The following is a 15860-nucleotide window of genomic DNA, read 5'->3' as shown; positions in this document are numbered from 1 at the left end:
TCAAGCTGTGGGTGGACGATGTGTTGCAACCGCAAAGCCCGTGCCACGCGCTGGTGCTGCAAGCCGGTACACAAATCGCGTGGCACAGTCCGCAGTTGCGCCAGATCAACGCAGCAGGACAAGACCCAGGCACCCTTGACCGGTCCGCCCCGCTGCACACCGGCACAGGGTTTCGACGGAGACAACCTGCCGCGGCAGGAGAACAGGAAGGGCCTCGATGCCTCCAAGCCAAGCTGCGGTGGTGATGCCCACCAAGACCGCGACCCCGCCTGCGGCGCTGCCCGTCGCGCAGCACCCGGCGCGCGTCGAACTGATCGAGCAGTCGCACCTGCGCTGCGCCGCGCTCGGGCTGACGCGTGTCGAGCGCCCCGACTTCGAACCGCTGATGCGCAGCGACCTGAGCGTCGCGCGTGAACGCAACCAGCGTCTGTTCGCGCATGCCGCGCCGGTGATGGAGATGCTGTTCGAGCAGATCGTCAACACCGACAGCATGATCCTGCTGACCGATGCCCAGGGCACCATCCTGCATTCGGTCGGCGACCTGGACTTCCTGCAGCGGGCCGGCAAGGTGGCGCTGGCGCCCGGCGTCAACTGGGCCGAACAGTCCAAGGGCACCAATGCCATCGGCACCGCGCTGTTCGAGGAGTCGCCGACGCTTGTGCACGGCAGCGAGCACTTCATCCATGCCAACAGCTTCCTGACCTGTTCGGCCGCGCCGATCTTCGACCCGCGCGGCAACATGCTGGGCGTGCTGGATGTCACCGGCGACCAGCATTCGTACCACCAGCACACCATGGGGCTGGTGCGCATGTCGGCACGCATGATCGAAAACCACTGGCTGTCCGACGACTGCGGCAACCGGCTGCGGCTGCACTTTCACAGCCGCGTGGAATTCATCGGCACGCTGCTCGAAGGCATCGTCGTCATCGGTGCCGACGGCAAGATCCTGGGCGGCAACCGCAGCGCGCTGGATCAGCTCGACATCAGCAGCGCCGCGCTGCGCATGCACAGCCTGAGCAGCCTGTTCGGCACCACGGCCGCGGCGGTGTTCGACCATTTCCGCGCGCCGCTGCAGGTGCCGATGCCATTGAGCCTGCCCAACGGGCGGCGCTTCCACGTCAACGCCCGCTTCAACGGCCCGCCACGGGCGATGGTGATCGGCTTCGATGCCGACGAATCGGGCAAGGCCGAGCCGGCTGCCGCCACGGCGCCGCTGCAGCCGGGCCGGCTGCCCGACCCGTCCGCCGCGGCGGGAAACGCCGCGGGCCGGCTGTCGGGCCTGCACTACCTGAAGACCGGCGATGCGCAGATCGAGACCACCGTGCACAAGGTGCAGCGCGTGCTCAACCGCGACATTCCGCTGCTGATCCTGGGCGAAACCGGCACCGGCAAGGAACTGCTCGCGCGTGCGGTGCACCAGGACTCGAACCGCGTCCGGCAGGCCTTCGTCGCCGTCAACTGCGCGTCGATTCCGGAATCGCTGATCGAGGCCGAGCTGTTCGGCTACGAGGACGGCGCCTTCACCGGTGCCCGCCGCAAGGGCGCGCCCGGCCGCATCGTGCAGGCCAACGGCGGCACGCTGTTCCTCGACGAGATCGGCGACATGCCGCTGTCGCTGCAGGCGCGGCTGCTGCGCGTGCTGCAGGAACGCTGCGTGATGCCGCTGGGCAGCCAGAAATCGATTCCCGTCGACATCGCGGTGATCGGTGCAACCCACCGCAACCTGCGCGAGATGATCGAAGCCGGCAGCTTCCGCGAGGACCTGTACTACCGCCTGAATGGCCTGGTGGTGCGCCTGCCGGCGCTGCGCCAGCGCAGCGATCTGCGGCTGGTGGCGCAGCGCATCCTGCTGGCCGAATGCCCGCAGGCCACGCCGGGCATCAGCCCGGCGGTGATGGCGATGTTCGAGCGCTACGCCTGGCCCGGCAACATCCGCCAGCTCGCCAATGTCTTGCGCACGGCCGCGGTGATGGCGGCAGGCGAGGCGCAGATCACCGAGCAGCATTTGTCCGACGACTTCCTGGAAGACGTGCGCCGCGTGCCCGCGGCCGGCGTGCGCGTGGCGGCGCCGGCGGCAGATCCTGCGCCCGAGGCGGCCGCGCCGGTGGTCGCTGATCAGCCCGTGCCGCCGCTTGTCGCCGCGCCACCCGCCGCCTCACCGCCGGCCCCACCGGTCACGCCGGCGCCGGCCGCTGCCGCCCGCACGCTGGGCGAAGCCGAAATCGAGATGATCCGCCAGGTGCTGGCCGCCGCCAACGGCAACATCTCGGTCGCCTCCAAGCGCCTGGGCATCAGCCGCAACACGATCTATCGCAAGCTGCGCTGGGGCCAGGGCGGCTGAGAGGCCGCGAGCGCGCGCCGGGCGGAGAATCGGCGCTCTTCAACCCGACCGGCGCCCCAATGACCGAGATCCGCCGCAGCGTTGCCGACAAGCGGCGCGCCTTTCACCAGTTGCACCAGGCCGGATGCTTTGCCATTCCCAATCCCTGGGACATCGGCAGCGCCCGCTTTCTTCAAAACCTGGGTTTCAAGGCACTGGCGACCACCAGCTCCGGATTCGCCTGGTCGCAGGGGCGACCTGATGTGCCCGGTTCACGTGACGCCGCCCTCGCCCACTTGCGCGAGATGGTCGCGGCCAGCGATCTGCCGCTGAATGCCGATTTCGAGAATGGCTACGCACGCGACGCAGCGGGCGTGGCGGAGAGTGTGCGCCTCGCGGTCGAGACCGGTGTGGCCGGCCTGTCGATCGAAGACTCGACCGGCGATGCGGCGACGCCGCTCTATCCGATCGACACCGCCGTGGAGCGGATGCGCGCGGCACGCCAAGCCATCGACAAGGCGGGCGGCGATACGCTGCTGGTCGGCCGCGCCGAATGCTTTTTCGTCGGCAGGCCGGATATTGACGAGACGATCGCCAGACTCCGGGCCTACGCCCAGGCGGGCGCGGACTGCCTGTACGCGCCCGGCATCCGGACGCGCGAGCACATCGCCGCCGTGGTGGCAGCCGTCGCACCGAAGCCGCTGAACCTGCTCATCGGCTCGGCGAGCGAGCTGACGATGGCGGACGTCGCCTCGCTCGGCGTGCGCCGGGTCAGTGTCGGCGGTGCGCTGGCGCGAACCGCCTGGGGCGGGTTCATGCGTGCGGCGAGATTGATCGCGGAAGAAGGCAAGTTCGATGGCCTCGCGAATGCCGCTTCCGGCGCCGAACTCGATGCGTTCTTTCGGGACGATCTGGCGAAGCGAAGCGCGCCATGATCGCCGCGTGAAGGCGCGCCACCCGTTGCCATGTGCCGGCCGGATCGCGCAGCGCAGCGGTGTGACACGAACAGACGTGCTGCGGCGCCCGCTGGCTGGCATCATCGTCAGCCAGGGCACGGCGCCATGTTCACGATCGAGCTGCCGATCGACGCCTTGCCGGGCCAGGCGTGAACGCGCCAGAGGAGATCGTCATGCAAGCAAGCTCGTTCGCGCTGCTCGCGGCCGACGGCACAGAGCGCGAGATTCTGTATGAGAGCGGCACGACGCGGGTGCTGCGCCTGCGTCCGCGGTCCGGGCCTGGCGTGATCCACAAGCAGCCGCTGGGGCCGGATGCCGCCGAGCGGCTGCGCCACGAAAGCGACATGCTCACGCGGCTGGCCGGCATCGAAGGCGTGCCGTCGCTGGCCGCCGAACACCCAGGCGTGATCGCCCTGGAGGACTGCGGCGGCCGGCCACTGGCACAAGCGCTGGGGCCTGGTCCACTGGAGGTGCTGCCCTTGCTGGCATTGGCGTTGCGGCTGGCGCGCACGCTGTCGGCGGTGCACCACCGCGGCGTGCTGCACCACAACATCAATCCGGCGCACATCCTGCTGCGCGGCGCCCAACGGCTGCCGCTGTTGATCGACTTCCACCTGGCGACGACCTTCTTCGAAGAGCACCCCCAGGCTGACGAAATACGTCGTCCGCCCCCCGAGGGGGTCCAGCAAAGTGGCAGAGCCACATGTGCCGGTGGGCCGCCGGGCTTCACGCAGCCCCGTGACATTCGCGATATTCGCGGCGACCTGTCCTACCTGGCGCCTGAGCAAACCGGGCGCACCGACCACGGCGTGGACCAGCGCGCCGACCTGTACAGCCTGGGGGCGACGCTGTATGAGCTGGCCACCGGTCGGCCGCCCTTCGAGGCGCAGGACCCGCTGCGGCTGATCCACGACCATCTGGCCCGGCTGCCCGAGGCGCCGGCCACGCTGCGACCCGGCCTGCCGGAGATGCTGTCCGGCATCGTTCTTCGGCTGCTGGAAAAGGAGCCGGACCGCCGATACCAGAGCGCCGAGGGCCTGGCCCACGACCTGGCGCGGCTGCTGCGCAGCGTGGCGCAGGGCAGTCATGAGCCGTTCCAGCTGGGCGAGCGAGACTTTGGATTGCGGCTGTCGGCCCCTTCCCGGCTGGTGGGCCGGGCGGCCGAGGTCGGCGCGTTGCGACTAGCCTTGTCGGACGTGACGCAGGGCGCGAGCCGTGTCGTTCTGGTGTCCGGTGCGCCGGGTGCCGGCAAGACGGCGCTGATCAACGAACTGAAGCCCTGGGTGAGCGCACAGCACGGCTGGTTCATCGCCGGCAAGTTCGATCAATATCGCCAGGATGCCCCCACGGCCACGGTGCAGGCGCTGCGCGCCCTGGGCCGGCTGCTGCTGGCCGAGCCGGAACGCGAACTGGTGCAGCAGCGCGCAGCCATTCTGCAGGCACTGGGTGCCCAGGCCGGCCTGATCACGGCGGCGCTGCCGGAGTTTGCAGTGCTGCTGGGGCCGCAGCCGGAGGCCGCCGCGACCGATCCGATCGGGGCCGAATCCCGACTGCGATTGACGGCGCTGGCGCTCCTGCGCGCCATCGTCTCGCCGCAGCGACCGGTGGTGATGGTGCTCGACGGCCTGCAGTGGGCTGGTGCGGCGTCGATCCGCTTCATCGAGGCCGTGCTGGCCGATGCCAAGCTGCCCGGCCTGCTGGTGGTGGGTGCGTACCGCGAGGGCGAAGTCGATGCGGCCCATCCCTTGGCCACCGCGCTGCCGCGTTGGGCCCGGATGGACCCTGCGCCGGTCCTGCTGCCGTTGCCGAACCTGCCCTTGGCCGAGCTCGGCACGCTGTTGATGGACATGATGCGCATGCCCGCGGCCCAGGCAGCCGCGCTGGCGCAGGCGGTGGGCGTGCACACCGGCGGCAACCCCTACGACACGGTGGAGCTGATCAACGCACTGCGCCGCGACGGCACGCTGACGCCCAGCCCGGACGGATGGCAATGGGACGCCACCACGCTGCAGCGGCGCAGTGGCCAGGTCGATGTGGTGAACCTGCTGTCCCAGCGCATCGCCAAGCTGCCGCCAGCCAGGCGCTCGCTGCTCGAAACCATGGCCTGCCTCGGCGGCGAGCTGAAACCTGACCTGCTGGCGGCCGCAACCGGCCTGCCAGCCTCCGAGCTGGAAGAGCTGCTGTCGCCCTTGCTCGACGGCGGGCTGCTGGTGCAGGAACCGGCCGGCGACCACGCGCTGCGGTTCCGGCACGACCACGTGCAGCAGGTTGCCCGCGACGGCCTGGAGCCGGCCCGGCGCCAGGCCTTGCAGCTCAGCCTTGCGCGGCGCCTGGCGCCGCTGCAGGCGTTCGCCACGATCGCGGCGGAACAGTACCTGCCGGTCGCGGCGCAGGTTCACGACCCCGACGAACGCCGCCGTGTCGTCAGCCTGCTGCGCGGGGCCGCGGCCCAGGCCCACCGCGTGGCCAACCACAACACGGTGGAACGCTTCCTGGCGGCGGCGATCGGGCTGCTGAACGACAAGAACGCAACAGCGGACACGCAGATGCTGGCCGCGCTGGAAATCGAGCGCCACGCCGTGCTTTACAGCCTGGGGCGCCTTGACGAGGCCGACGGCGTCTACCGGTCGATCGAGCGCAATTGCCACGACGCCGTCGATCTCGCCGAGGTGGCCTGCACGCAAGTGCGCAGCCTGACCAATCGCAACCGGCCGCACGACGCCATGGCACTGGGCATGGCTTTGCTGCAACGCCTGGAGCTGACGCTACCGCCGCGGGATCTCGGTGCCGAGATCGAACGGCAGCTCGACGGATTCAAACGCTGGGTCACCGACCAGACCGAGACCTGCGACCTGACACGCCCGCAGGCCAAGTCACGGCGTGTGCAAGTGGCCGCCAAGCTCGCCAATGTGCTGTTGGCCCCGGCCTTTTCCTGCAACCCGATGATGCGCAGCTGGCTCACCCTGGAGAGCCAGCGCCTGTGGGTCGAGCACGGCCCGACAGCATCGCTGGTCGCCACGCTCGGCGACGCCTGCAATCTGACGGTGGCGCTGCGGCAGGACTATCGATGCGGTTATGCCGCTTCGCGCTACGCCCTGGCCGTGGGCCAGACGCACGGCTACGAGCCGGAGACCTCGCAGACCCGGTTTGCCTTTGCGACCTTTGCTGCGCACTGGTTCGAACCGCTGCAAGAGTGCGCCGTGCAAGCGCAGCGTGCGCGCGAAAGCCTGCTGCGCAGCGGTGATCTGCAATACGCCTGCTTCACCTACTACACATCGACGCCGTCGCTGCTCGACTGCGCGCCGACCCTCGACACCTGCGCTGCCGAGGTCGACGCCGGTCTCGCCTTTGCCGCGAGGACCGGCAATGACCACACTGCCCTGTCCCTTCTGGCGTACCGGCAATTGTTGCGGGCGCTGCGCGGCGAGACCCATGCGCCGGGCAGCTTTGCCGATGCCAGCTTCGACGAGGAGACCCACCTCGCCCATGCGGCCGTCAATCCCACGGCCGTCGCCAATTTCCACATCACCCGCGCGCTCTGCGCGGCCTTGTTCGGACACGCTGCCGAGCTGGCGCGGCACGCTGCCGCGGGCTACCAGCTGCTGCATCGGATTCCGGCCAACTACCGTGCCGCCCAGCTGCGCTTTCTGCAGGCACTGGTTGCGGCCGAGCGTGTTCGCAGCGCCGCGCCCGATGCCCGTGCTGCCCCGCTGGCCGAGCTGGATGCCTACCGCGACTGGCTGGCCTTGCGCGCCGCCGATGCGCCCTTCAATTTCGGGCACCTGTTCAGTCTGGTCGAGGCCGAACGCGCCTGGGCGATCGACGACTTCCGGGGTGCCGCTTGCGCCTTCGATACCGCGCTGCGCGAAGTCGCGCCGCGCCAGCGCCCCTGGCATCAGGCGCTGATCACCGAACGAGCCGGGCTGTTTCACCTGACCCATGGCATGGGGCGCACCGGGGACATGCTGCTGGCGCAAGCGCGAAGCCTCTATGCGGCCTGGGGCGCCCATGCCAAAGTGCGTCAGCTGGAGCAGACCCACAGAGCCCTGCTGGTGTCCCCCGCTGCCTTGCGCGACCGGGATCCCGGCCACAGCAGCCAGCTCACCGCCAACAGCATCGACACGCTGGCCGTCCTGCGTGCTTCGCAAGCCCTGAGTTCAGAGACCAGCCTGGCGCGGCTGACAGCCCGGGTGGTGGAACTGCTGGGCACCCTCACGGGCGCCACCCAGGTGCAGTTGGCACTGTGGGACGAGCACGCCAAGGACTGGTTCGTGGCGGCCCAGGACCGGCCTGACGCGGCGCCCCTCGGCATCGAGGAGGCGGGTGCGCGCGGCCTGCTGCCACTGTCGGCCTTCCGCTACGCCGAACGCACCCGCGAGCCGCTGCTGGTCGAGGACGCGACGCACGACGACCGCTTCGCCAGCGACCCGTACCTGCGCGGCGCCGACTGCTGCTCGCTGCTGGTCGTGCCGATCCTGAAGCATGGTGCGACGAGGGCGATGCTGGTCCTCGAGAACGGCCTGAGCCGCGGCGCCTTCACCGCCGATCGGCTCGACGCGGTGATGCTGATCACCGGCCAACTCGCGGTGTCGCTGGCCAACGCGCAGCTCTACGAGCAACTCGAACGCCGGGTGCAGGAGCGCACGCAGGAGTTGCAGCACGCGCAAACCCAGCTGCTGGCCAGCGCGCGCCTGGCCGGCATGGCGGAGATCGCGACCAACGTGCTGCACAACGTGGGCAACGCGCTCAACAGCGTCAACGTCTCCGCGGGCCTGGTCAGCACGCAGTTGCGCACGTCCAAGCTCAAGGGGCTGGCGCGCGCGGTCGAGCTCATGGATGAGCACCCCCATGATCTGGGCGAATTCCTCACCCGAGACGACAAAGGCAGGCAGCTGCCCGGCTACCTGCGTGAGCTGGCGCAGGCCCTGGAGGGCGAACACGAAGCCATGGCCGGGGAGCTTGGCGTGCTCGAGAAGAGCATCGACCACATCAAGGACGTCGTCGCGACCCAGCAGTCGTATGCCGGCCCATCGAGCGTCGTCGAATCCCTGCGCTTCGACGAACTGCTGGATGATGCGCTGCGCATGCACGCCGATGCGCTGACGCGCCACAAGGTGGCTGTCGTGAAGAACATCGCCGTGCTCCCGCTGCTGCCGCTGGATCGGCACCGTCTGATGCAGATCCTCGTGAACCTGATCAGCAACGCCAGGCACGCGGTGGACGACGCGGCCGACCGAAGCCCGTGCATCACGCTGGGCGCGACACTCGTGGACGCTGCAGAGGGGCGTGTCCTGCGTATCACGGTCGCTGACAACGGCGAAGGGATCGCGCCGGAAAACCTGACACGCGTCTTCGCGCACAGTTTCACCACGCGCGAGAACGGGCATGGCTTCGGCCTGCACAGCAGCGTGCTGGCCGCACAGGAAATGGGCGGCAGGCTCGCCGCGCACAGTGACGGGCTCGGCCACGGCGCCACGTTCACGCTGGACATCCCGATCACGTGATCCTTCGAGTTCCTCGATCGTTTCGGCGCGCACGAGCAGGGGGTCGAAGAGCCTGATCAGGTCCTCTTCGGTGGCAGGCGCGAACCGGACTCGAACGCTCACAGCTGCCCCAGCTGCCTGCGTCGCTCATCGAGCCGCGTCTGCAGCTTTGCCAGCACGTCGTCGGCTTCGACAGCTTTCCCCGTGCGCTGGTACGCCTGCCATGCAGCTTCCCGGCGGGCGAGGAACGCGGTCTGCACGCGTCTGTGTTCGACAGCCCGGCGCACGGCCTCTTCGACGAACTCACTGAGCGTTTCGTTCTCGCCGAGAACGGCATCGAGTTCAGCGCGCAGCGCCGGCTCGACGCGGACTTGCGGGATGCTTGAGCTTAAAACGTGCCCCCAGCCCTTCCCCCCAAGCCGTCGACGCCGGCATCGGTGCACACGCACACGAACAAGGAGTCCACGGACGTCCAGTTCATGCCGGCAAAGACTGTCGGCGCCATGCCGATGTCGAAGAGCAGGCGGATCAGCTGGAGTTCGATGCCATCAATCTTCAGGGCTGGCCCGGCTGCACCGATCGTGTGTTGTCGATGATGGCGCGCGCTGGGATGCTGATCAATTCGCTCGTTGTGACAGCTCTCGGGGAACGAGTTCAGGCGGCTGATCGGCAGAGCACGACCCAAAGCTGTCGCATTGCGAACCAATCTAGCTTCGGCAAAGCTGCCGCTACGATGCCAAGTCGCGCACCCGAATCACAGAACTGTGTGTGCCCGTACTACGCGGTTCGGTCAGCGATCTCGTCGAGACACTGGCCAAGCAGTGCCGTCGCGGCGCGCAACTGTTTGGCAGACAGAGCGGCGTATCCCAGGAGCAGGCCCTGCGGCGCAGGCTGGCGCCGGTAGTGTGGGCCGATCGGGTGCAGGCCCAGGCCATGCCCCGCCGCATGCGCGGCCAGCGCCTCGACCTGGCGCGAAGTCCAATCGGGGAGCCACCCCACCATGTGCATGCCGGCGTGCGAATCGTTGACCACCAAGTGCCTGCTGCAGTGTTCGCGCAGGCCTTCGAGCAACGCAGTGCGTCGGCGGCGCAGTTCCGCGGCGGCATGCCGCAAGTGGCGATCGAAGGCGCCGCTTTGCATCAGCTCGGCCAGCGCTGCCTGCTCGATGCTGCCGCAACCCAGGTCGTCATTCAACTTGGCAGCGATGAGATCGGCGCGCAGGCCGCTCGGACACACCACATAACCCAGACGCAGACCTGGAAACAGTACCTTCGAAAAGCTGCCGACGTAGATCACCCGTTCCCGCACGTCCAGCGATCGAAGGGCCGGGATGGCGACGCCGTCGTAGCGGAACTCGCCGTCATAGTCGTCCTCGATCACCCAGCAGCCGCGTTGCGCGGCGTAGTCGAGCAAGGACATTCGTCGTGCGAGCGACATCACGGCACCGGACGGAAACTGATGCGACGGCGAAACCAGGACCATACGGACACGGTTCCCGCGCGGCAGCTCCTCGACCCGTAATCCCGCGGCATCTACCTTGACCGGCAGCAGACGCGCTCCATGCGCTTGCAGTGCGCGCGACGCGAGTTCGTAGCCGGGATCTTCGATCGCGACGACCGCCCCTTCGTCGAGCAGCACGCGGGCGAGCAACGCGATCGCCTGCTGCGTGCCGCTGACGACGACCACGTCGTCGGCCTGGCAGACCAGCCCACGCCGCCGTGCGAGGTATTCGCTGATGGCCAGACGCAGGACGCGCAACCCGGCGCTCGGCGGGTAGCCCCACTCGCCGGCACTTGCTGCGCGTGCCAGTTCGCGCCGCCACGCGGTGATCAGCGGTGGATCGACCAAAGGCTCGCCGTAGTGCAAGTCGTAGCGCAGCCGAGGCACCACCCTGCGCAGGGTCAACGCCGGCAAGCGCCGCAGCCTGGCGGCGTAGCGTGTCTGGGCGGGCACCGTTGCCTTGATCGGCAGCCTGTCCCTCGACACCATCGAGGCCGACACGAAGGTGCCGGAGCCGATCCTGGTCACCGCCAAGTGCTCTGCGCACAGCATCTCGTAGGCCGTGAGCACCGTGTTTCGCGACAGCCCCAACTCCGCCGCCAGCACGCGCGTCGCGGGCAGCGCCGTGCCAGCCTTCAGCTGAGCTTCGAGGATGGCGCGCTTGAGCGCCCGGGCCAGCTGGGCATACAGCGCGCCATTGCCATCGAACTGCAAGTACATGGTCGGTACACGCTCCGAAGCGGTGCCTTCGAGCATACAGATGCCGGCATGCCTTTGGGGCCACTTCAGCCGAACCGGTCGTCCATTCGGCGCGGCAATTGGTACCAGAGCGGCGGCGCGGATTGGTGCTTTATGGTGCCGCTTCGAATGCGTAGGCTTGCCATCGAGTCGATTCGACGGACCCTCTCATTGATCGACGTCCCCCTCAATCCAGGAGCACTCGATGGCCACGACGCTGACCCCCTATTTGAGCTTTGACGGCACCACCCGTGAGGCCTTCGCCTTCTACGAGAAGGCGCTGGGCGCCAAGATCGAAAAGATGATGAGCTACGCCGACATGCCCGCCATGCCCGCAGGTGACCCCGGTTGTGCCGACGGCCAGCCGCCGAGCGGCCCCGGCATCATGCACGCGTGCCTGGCGCTGCCGGGCGGGGCCATGCTGTTTGCCGGCGACACCCCACCCGGCATGCCATACGACGGCGTCAGGGGCGTGATGCTGGCGATCCAGTACGACACCATCGACCAGGCGCATGGTGCCTTTCACGCGCTGTCGCGGGGTGGCCAGGTGACGATGCCGCTGGCACCGTCGTTCTGGGCCAGGACCTTTGGCATGCTCACCGATCGCTTCGGCGTGAGCTGGGCCGTCAATGGTGAACCCCTCGCTTTCGGTGAGGCCTGAACCGCTGACCTGCACGGCGCGCAAACGAATGTGGGAGATCGCGTGGCGTTCGAAACTGCAACCCAGCACATGGATGCACTGCGAGCGCGCCGTGTGTCTGCGGTGGAGCTGCTCGACCAGTCGATAGAGCGCATCGAGGCGCACGATGGCAGTATCAACGCGATCGTCGTGCGCGACTTCGACAGGGCGCGCGTGGCGGCCGTCGCAGCCGACGCTGCATTGTCCCGGGGCGATCGGCGTCCCCTGCTCGGCCTGCCGATGACGGTCAAGGAAGCGTTGAACGTCGCCGGGCTGCCCACCACATGGGGCATCCCGGAGTCGCGCCATCCGGACGTCGGGCAGGACGCCGTCGCGATCGCGCGCCTGAAGCACGCGGGCGCCGTCATCGTCGGCAAAACGAATGTGTGCACCCAGCTCGCCGACTGGCAGACCTTCAATCCGGTCTTTGGCACGACCAACAACCCGTGGGACCTGCGTCGCACACCAGGCGGCTCTTCGGGCGGATCGGCGGCAGCGCTGGCAGCCGGCTTCGTTGCGCTTGAACTCGGCTCCGACCTCGGCGGCTCATTGCGCATTCCGGCGCACTGTTGCGGCGTCTTCGCCCACAAGCCCACGTTCGCTTTGGTGCCCACGCGCGGCTTCGTGCCACCCGGCGTACCGGTGCTGTCGGTGAGCCACGAAGTCGATCTTGCGGTGCTCGGGCCGCTGGCCAGAAGCGCAACCGACCTGTCGCTTGCAATGGACGTCATTGCCGGCCCGGACGACGCCCAAGCCGTGGCCTACCGAATGGCGCTGCCACCGCCGCGCCATGCCGAGTTACGCCACTACCGCATTCTGGTGCTCGAACAACATCCGTTGGTACCCACCTCGAACGCGGTTCGAACCGCCATTCACCGATTCGCTGGAAGCCTCGAGCGGGCAGGATGCAAACTCGGCTGGAACAGCCCGCTGCTGCCGGACCTGGAGCGCAGCGCCGCCACCTTCGCGCATCTGCTTTTCTCGTTCTTCGGTGCCGACATGCCGACGCAGGACTATGAAGACCTCAAGGCACAGCTGATGGGTATCCCTGCGCTTGATCGTTCGCCACAGGTTCTCGCGCTTCGCAGTCTCGTTTCCAGCCATCGTGACTGGATCGGCATGGACCGGGTACGCCTTGGCATCGAGCACCAGTGGCGTCAACTGTTCCAGGCGTGGGATGTGGTGTTGTGCCCGGTGTCGCCGACGACCGCTTCTTTGCATGACCATTCTGCGATGGACGATCGTCGCATCGACATCGACGGCTGCAGCGTGCCCTACAAGGCCCAGGGCGCCTGGATGAGCGTCGCATCCGTCGCCGGCTTGCCCGCGACCACCATGCCCATCGGCCTTTGCGACGCCGGCCTGCCGGTCGGCGTGCAGCTCATCGGCCCGTACCTGGAGGATCGCACCACGATCGGATTGGCCGAACTTGCCGAACGCGAGTTCGGGGGGTTTGTGGCGCCACCCATGTTCGGCCCCGGCGCAGCGTAGTCCGCGTTCTCGCGCCCATTCAGAAGCGATCGCCCTTCGATGAAACCGCCTCGCTCAACCAAGAGGCGACGCCTGCTGCGGATCGCTGCAGCAATGCCCATCCTTGCCGCACACTGGCTCACTGCACTGGTCCCAAAGTCGGCCAGTGCGGCCCCCGCCTCCGGTTCACGCGTCCGGCCTGGTGATCCGTCATGGCCGTCCGAATCTCTCTGGAGGCAATTGGGCGAACAAGTCGGAGATGCGTTGATCAAGGTTCGGTCGCCCCTGGATGAATGCCCGAATGCGCCTTCCGGGCCGGCCTGCACCCAACTGTTCAAGGCGATCAAAAATCCCTACTTCATTGGCGAAGAAGTCGCGCTGACCCAAACGCTTGGATGGGTGGACGCCTGGAGATGTGCACCGAGTGTCTATGCCGTGGCAGCCCGCACCACCGCACACGTCGTCGCCGCCGTCAACTTTGCCCGCGAGCACAAGCTGCGGCTCGTCGTGAAGGGCGGAGGTCACAGCTTTCAGGGCACATCGAATGCACCCGATTCCTTGCTGGTCTGGACGCGCAAGATGAACGAGATCACGCTTCACGACTCGTTCGTCGCTGCCGGGTGCGAGGGCACCGCAGCGCCGCTGCGAGCAGTCACGGTTGGCGCTGGCGCGTTATGGGCTCATGTCTACGACGCCGTGACCACGCGGGCCGGCGGGTATGTTCAGGGCGGTGGGTGCATGACGGTCGGCGTGGCCGGTCTCATTCAGAGCGGCGGATTCGGGAGCTTCTCCAAAGCCTATGGCCTCGCCGCCAGTAGCCTGATTCAGGCCGAAGTCGTGACTGCCGACGGCGTCGTACGGGTCGCGAACGCCTGCACAAACCCGGACTTGTTCTGGGGCCTCAAAGGAGGCGGTGGTGGAAGTCTTGGCGTCGTCACGCGACTCACATTGCGGGTCCACAAACTGCCGGTGGACTTTGGGGCGGTGAACATGACGATCCAAGCCACGTCGCCGGCCGCGTTCCGTCGACTGATGGGTCTGATGGTTGATTTCTACAGCCAAAACCTGATGAATCCGCACTGGGGCGAGCAGATCCGTTTCCGGCCCGACAACGTCCTCAAGATTTCGATGGTGTTCCAAGGGCTCGATCGGAGTCAGGCGCAGGCCATCTGGAGGCCGTTCATGCAATCCGTCGACGGCGCGCCGGACGACTTCAAAGTCGAGTTCGCGTTGCTGCCGATCGTGGCGACCTCTGCCCGGGAATTCTGGGCGCCCACGCTGATCAAGCGGGCTCTGGGCTTCATCAGCACCGACGACCGGCCCGGGGCGCCGGCTGGCAATGTCTTCTGGCCAGGTGATCAGCGCCAGGCAGGTCAAGTCTTGCATGGCTATCAGTCCGCGTGGCTCCCGTCGGCACTGTTGCAAGCGGGTCAGCGGAAGGCGTTTTGTGATGCCCTGTACTCGGCAACCCGACATTGGGGCGTGTCCTTGCACGTGAACAAGGGGCTTGCGGGCGCCACGGCTGACGTGATGGCCGCGGCCAAGGACACGGCAATGAATCCGGCAGTGCTGGACGCCTTCGCGCTCGCCATCAGCGGCGCGGAGGAGCAACCGGCCTACGCGGGCGTTCCAGGTCATGCACCCGATGTCGCGCTGGCTCGCAGCCGCGCGCAGGCCATCGGGCGAGCCATGGACGAGGTTCGAAAGCTGGTTCCGAACGCCGGTTGTTATGTATCGGAGAGCGACTACTTCGCCCCGGCTTGGCAACAATCCTTCTGGGGGTCGAACTATCCAAGGTTGGCTGGCGTGAAGGCGAAGTACGACCCCCATGGACTCTTCTTCGTGCACCACGGCGTGGGCAGCGAAAGCTGGAGTCGCGATGGCTTCACGAGGCAGGCCTGAGGCCGAGCCCATATGAGGCCACATCGCAATCTGGCCGAGACGCTGCAATGCACCACCGGCAGCAATGGGTCTTGGGCCCCCCCGGTATCGACGGACGGCTGCTTCGGAGCGGCTCAGATCCTGCGGGCGAGTCCCACGAACTCATAAACGCACCGAAAACCCACCGGTTGCGCGACATATCGCAAAGTCCTCGTCAGTGGCTGAGGCGCTCACGCGCCCGATCCACCGACTCACCCCCCTCCACTCACCGCCCTCACCCCGGCTTCTTGACCCAGGCGTTGCACCAACCGGCGGCCGCAATGTGCTTGCGGCCGAACATCGCGCAACCGCCCCAGGCGTCGCTGGCCGCACCCTGGAAGAACGAGCAGTTGGCGCAGGTCTGATCCGGGCTGTGCTTCGTGAAGCGCTGGCGGTCGACCTTCGCCGTGTCGTGCTTGTAGCCGAGCGCAAGGGCCGTCTCGTCGGTCTCTTCGACGCGCGCCGGCGCGGCCGGCGCGATCGCCGGCCAGGCCAGCGCGGCGCCGCCGCCGGCGAGCGTGCGCACGATGAAGATGCGTCGTGTGCTGCAGGTCATGGCGGCGCTCCTGTCAGCGGCTGGCGGTGGAAACCGCCTTCGATGCGCCGGCCTTGGGCAGCTTGAAGACCCAGACCATGCCGCCCTGCTCGAGGAAGCTGACCTTCTTGGCCACTTCGCCACCCCACAGCGGCACGGCGCCGCCCCAGCCGGAGACCACGCTGACGTACTGCTCGCCGCCCTGGTTCCAGGTGATGGGCGGGGCCACCACGCCGGAGCCGGTCTGGAACTGCCACAC

At 67.8% G+C, this 15860-nt stretch carries 10 protein-coding genes and 2 pseudogenes; 6 read left to right on the top strand and 6 right to left on the bottom strand.

The annotated features are described in order from the left end of the window. The first annotated feature begins 217 nt into the window (after window positions 1–217). From VLK61_RS31490 to VLK61_RS31480, 3 genes are all read left to right on the top strand, one after another. The gene (locus tag VLK61_RS31490) at window positions 218–2341 is read left to right on the top strand and encodes a sigma-54-dependent Fis family transcriptional regulator (protein WP_325427577.1); all 2124 of its coding nucleotides are present in this window, start codon (window positions 218–220) and stop codon (window positions 2339–2341) included. A 59-nt stretch (window positions 2342–2400) separates the two neighbouring features. Continuing rightward, on the top strand, window positions 2401–3255 hold the full coding sequence (locus tag VLK61_RS31485; protein ID WP_414636896.1) for an isocitrate lyase/PEP mutase family protein: 855 nt from the start codon (window positions 2401–2403) through the stop codon (window positions 3253–3255). A gap of 194 nt (window positions 3256–3449) precedes the next feature. Then, window positions 3450–8780 carry a trifunctional serine/threonine-protein kinase/ATP-binding protein/sensor histidine kinase gene (locus VLK61_RS31480; RefSeq protein WP_325427575.1) on the top strand — a complete coding sequence of 1777 codons (5331 nt, stop codon included), beginning with the start codon at window positions 3450–3452 and terminating at the stop codon, window positions 8778–8780. Between the two features lie 98 nt (window positions 8781–8878). On the opposite strand, the gene VLK61_RS31475 is transcribed toward VLK61_RS31480, so the two are convergent. From VLK61_RS31475 to VLK61_RS31460, 4 genes and pseudogenes are all read right to left on the bottom strand, one after another. Then, on the bottom strand, window positions 8879–9019 hold the full coding sequence (locus tag VLK61_RS31475; protein ID WP_325427736.1) for a hypothetical protein: 141 nt from the start codon (window positions 9017–9019) through the stop codon (window positions 8879–8881). A 60-nt stretch (window positions 9020–9079) separates the two neighbouring features. Continuing rightward, window positions 9080–9202: pseudogene (locus tag VLK61_RS31470) on the bottom strand (hypothetical protein); the annotation flags it as partial. After that, window positions 9148–9465: a hypothetical protein gene (locus VLK61_RS31465; protein ID WP_325427734.1), complete on the bottom strand. Its 318-nt coding sequence runs from the start codon at window positions 9463–9465 to the stop codon at window positions 9148–9150. The pseudogene VLK61_RS31470 and the gene VLK61_RS31465, both read right to left, overlap by 55 nt. A 71-nt stretch (window positions 9466–9536) precedes the next feature. Further along, on the bottom strand, window positions 9537–10979 hold the full coding sequence (locus VLK61_RS31460) for a PLP-dependent aminotransferase family protein (RefSeq protein ID WP_325427573.1): 1443 nt from the start codon (window positions 10977–10979) through the stop codon (window positions 9537–9539). Window positions 10980–11202: 223 nt separating this feature from the next. Here VLK61_RS31460 and VLK61_RS31455 point away from each other — a divergent pair, with 223 nt between their 5' ends. From VLK61_RS31455 to VLK61_RS31445, 3 genes are all read left to right on the top strand, one after another. Then, complete coding sequence (locus VLK61_RS31455; protein ID WP_325427570.1) at window positions 11203–11658, top strand: VOC family protein; 456 nt, start codon at window positions 11203–11205, stop codon at window positions 11656–11658. A 42-nt stretch (window positions 11659–11700) separates the two neighbouring features. Next, window positions 11701–13167 (top strand): amidase, encoded by a 1467-nt coding sequence (locus VLK61_RS31450; protein WP_325427568.1) that lies wholly within the window; start codon window positions 11701–11703, stop codon window positions 13165–13167. Between the two features lie 243 nt (window positions 13168–13410). Then, window positions 13411–15048, top strand: coding sequence for an FAD-binding oxidoreductase (locus VLK61_RS31445; RefSeq protein ID WP_325427566.1), 1638 nt, complete (start codon window positions 13411–13413; stop codon window positions 15046–15048). A gap of 253 nt (window positions 15049–15301) precedes the next feature. Here the strand turns inward: VLK61_RS31445 and VLK61_RS31440 are convergent, their stop codons facing one another. Together VLK61_RS31440 and VLK61_RS31435 are read right to left on the bottom strand one after the other, a co-directional pair. Next, window positions 15302–15622, bottom strand: a complete 321-nt coding sequence (locus VLK61_RS31440) for a high-potential iron-sulfur protein (RefSeq protein ID WP_325427564.1) — start codon at window positions 15620–15622, stop codon at window positions 15302–15304. 13 nt (window positions 15623–15635) lie between these two features. Beyond that, window positions 15636–15860 (bottom strand): annotated as a pseudogene (locus VLK61_RS31435) (PQQ-dependent dehydrogenase, methanol/ethanol family); the annotation flags it as partial.

It is taken from the genome of Aquabacterium sp. (assembly GCF_035476535.1).
In the GTDB taxonomy this organism is placed as follows: domain Bacteria; phylum Pseudomonadota; class Gammaproteobacteria; order Burkholderiales; family Burkholderiaceae_C; genus Pseudaquabacterium.
Note: the sequence above shows the minus strand (reverse complement) of the source record. Positions and strands in the feature narration are given on the sequence as shown.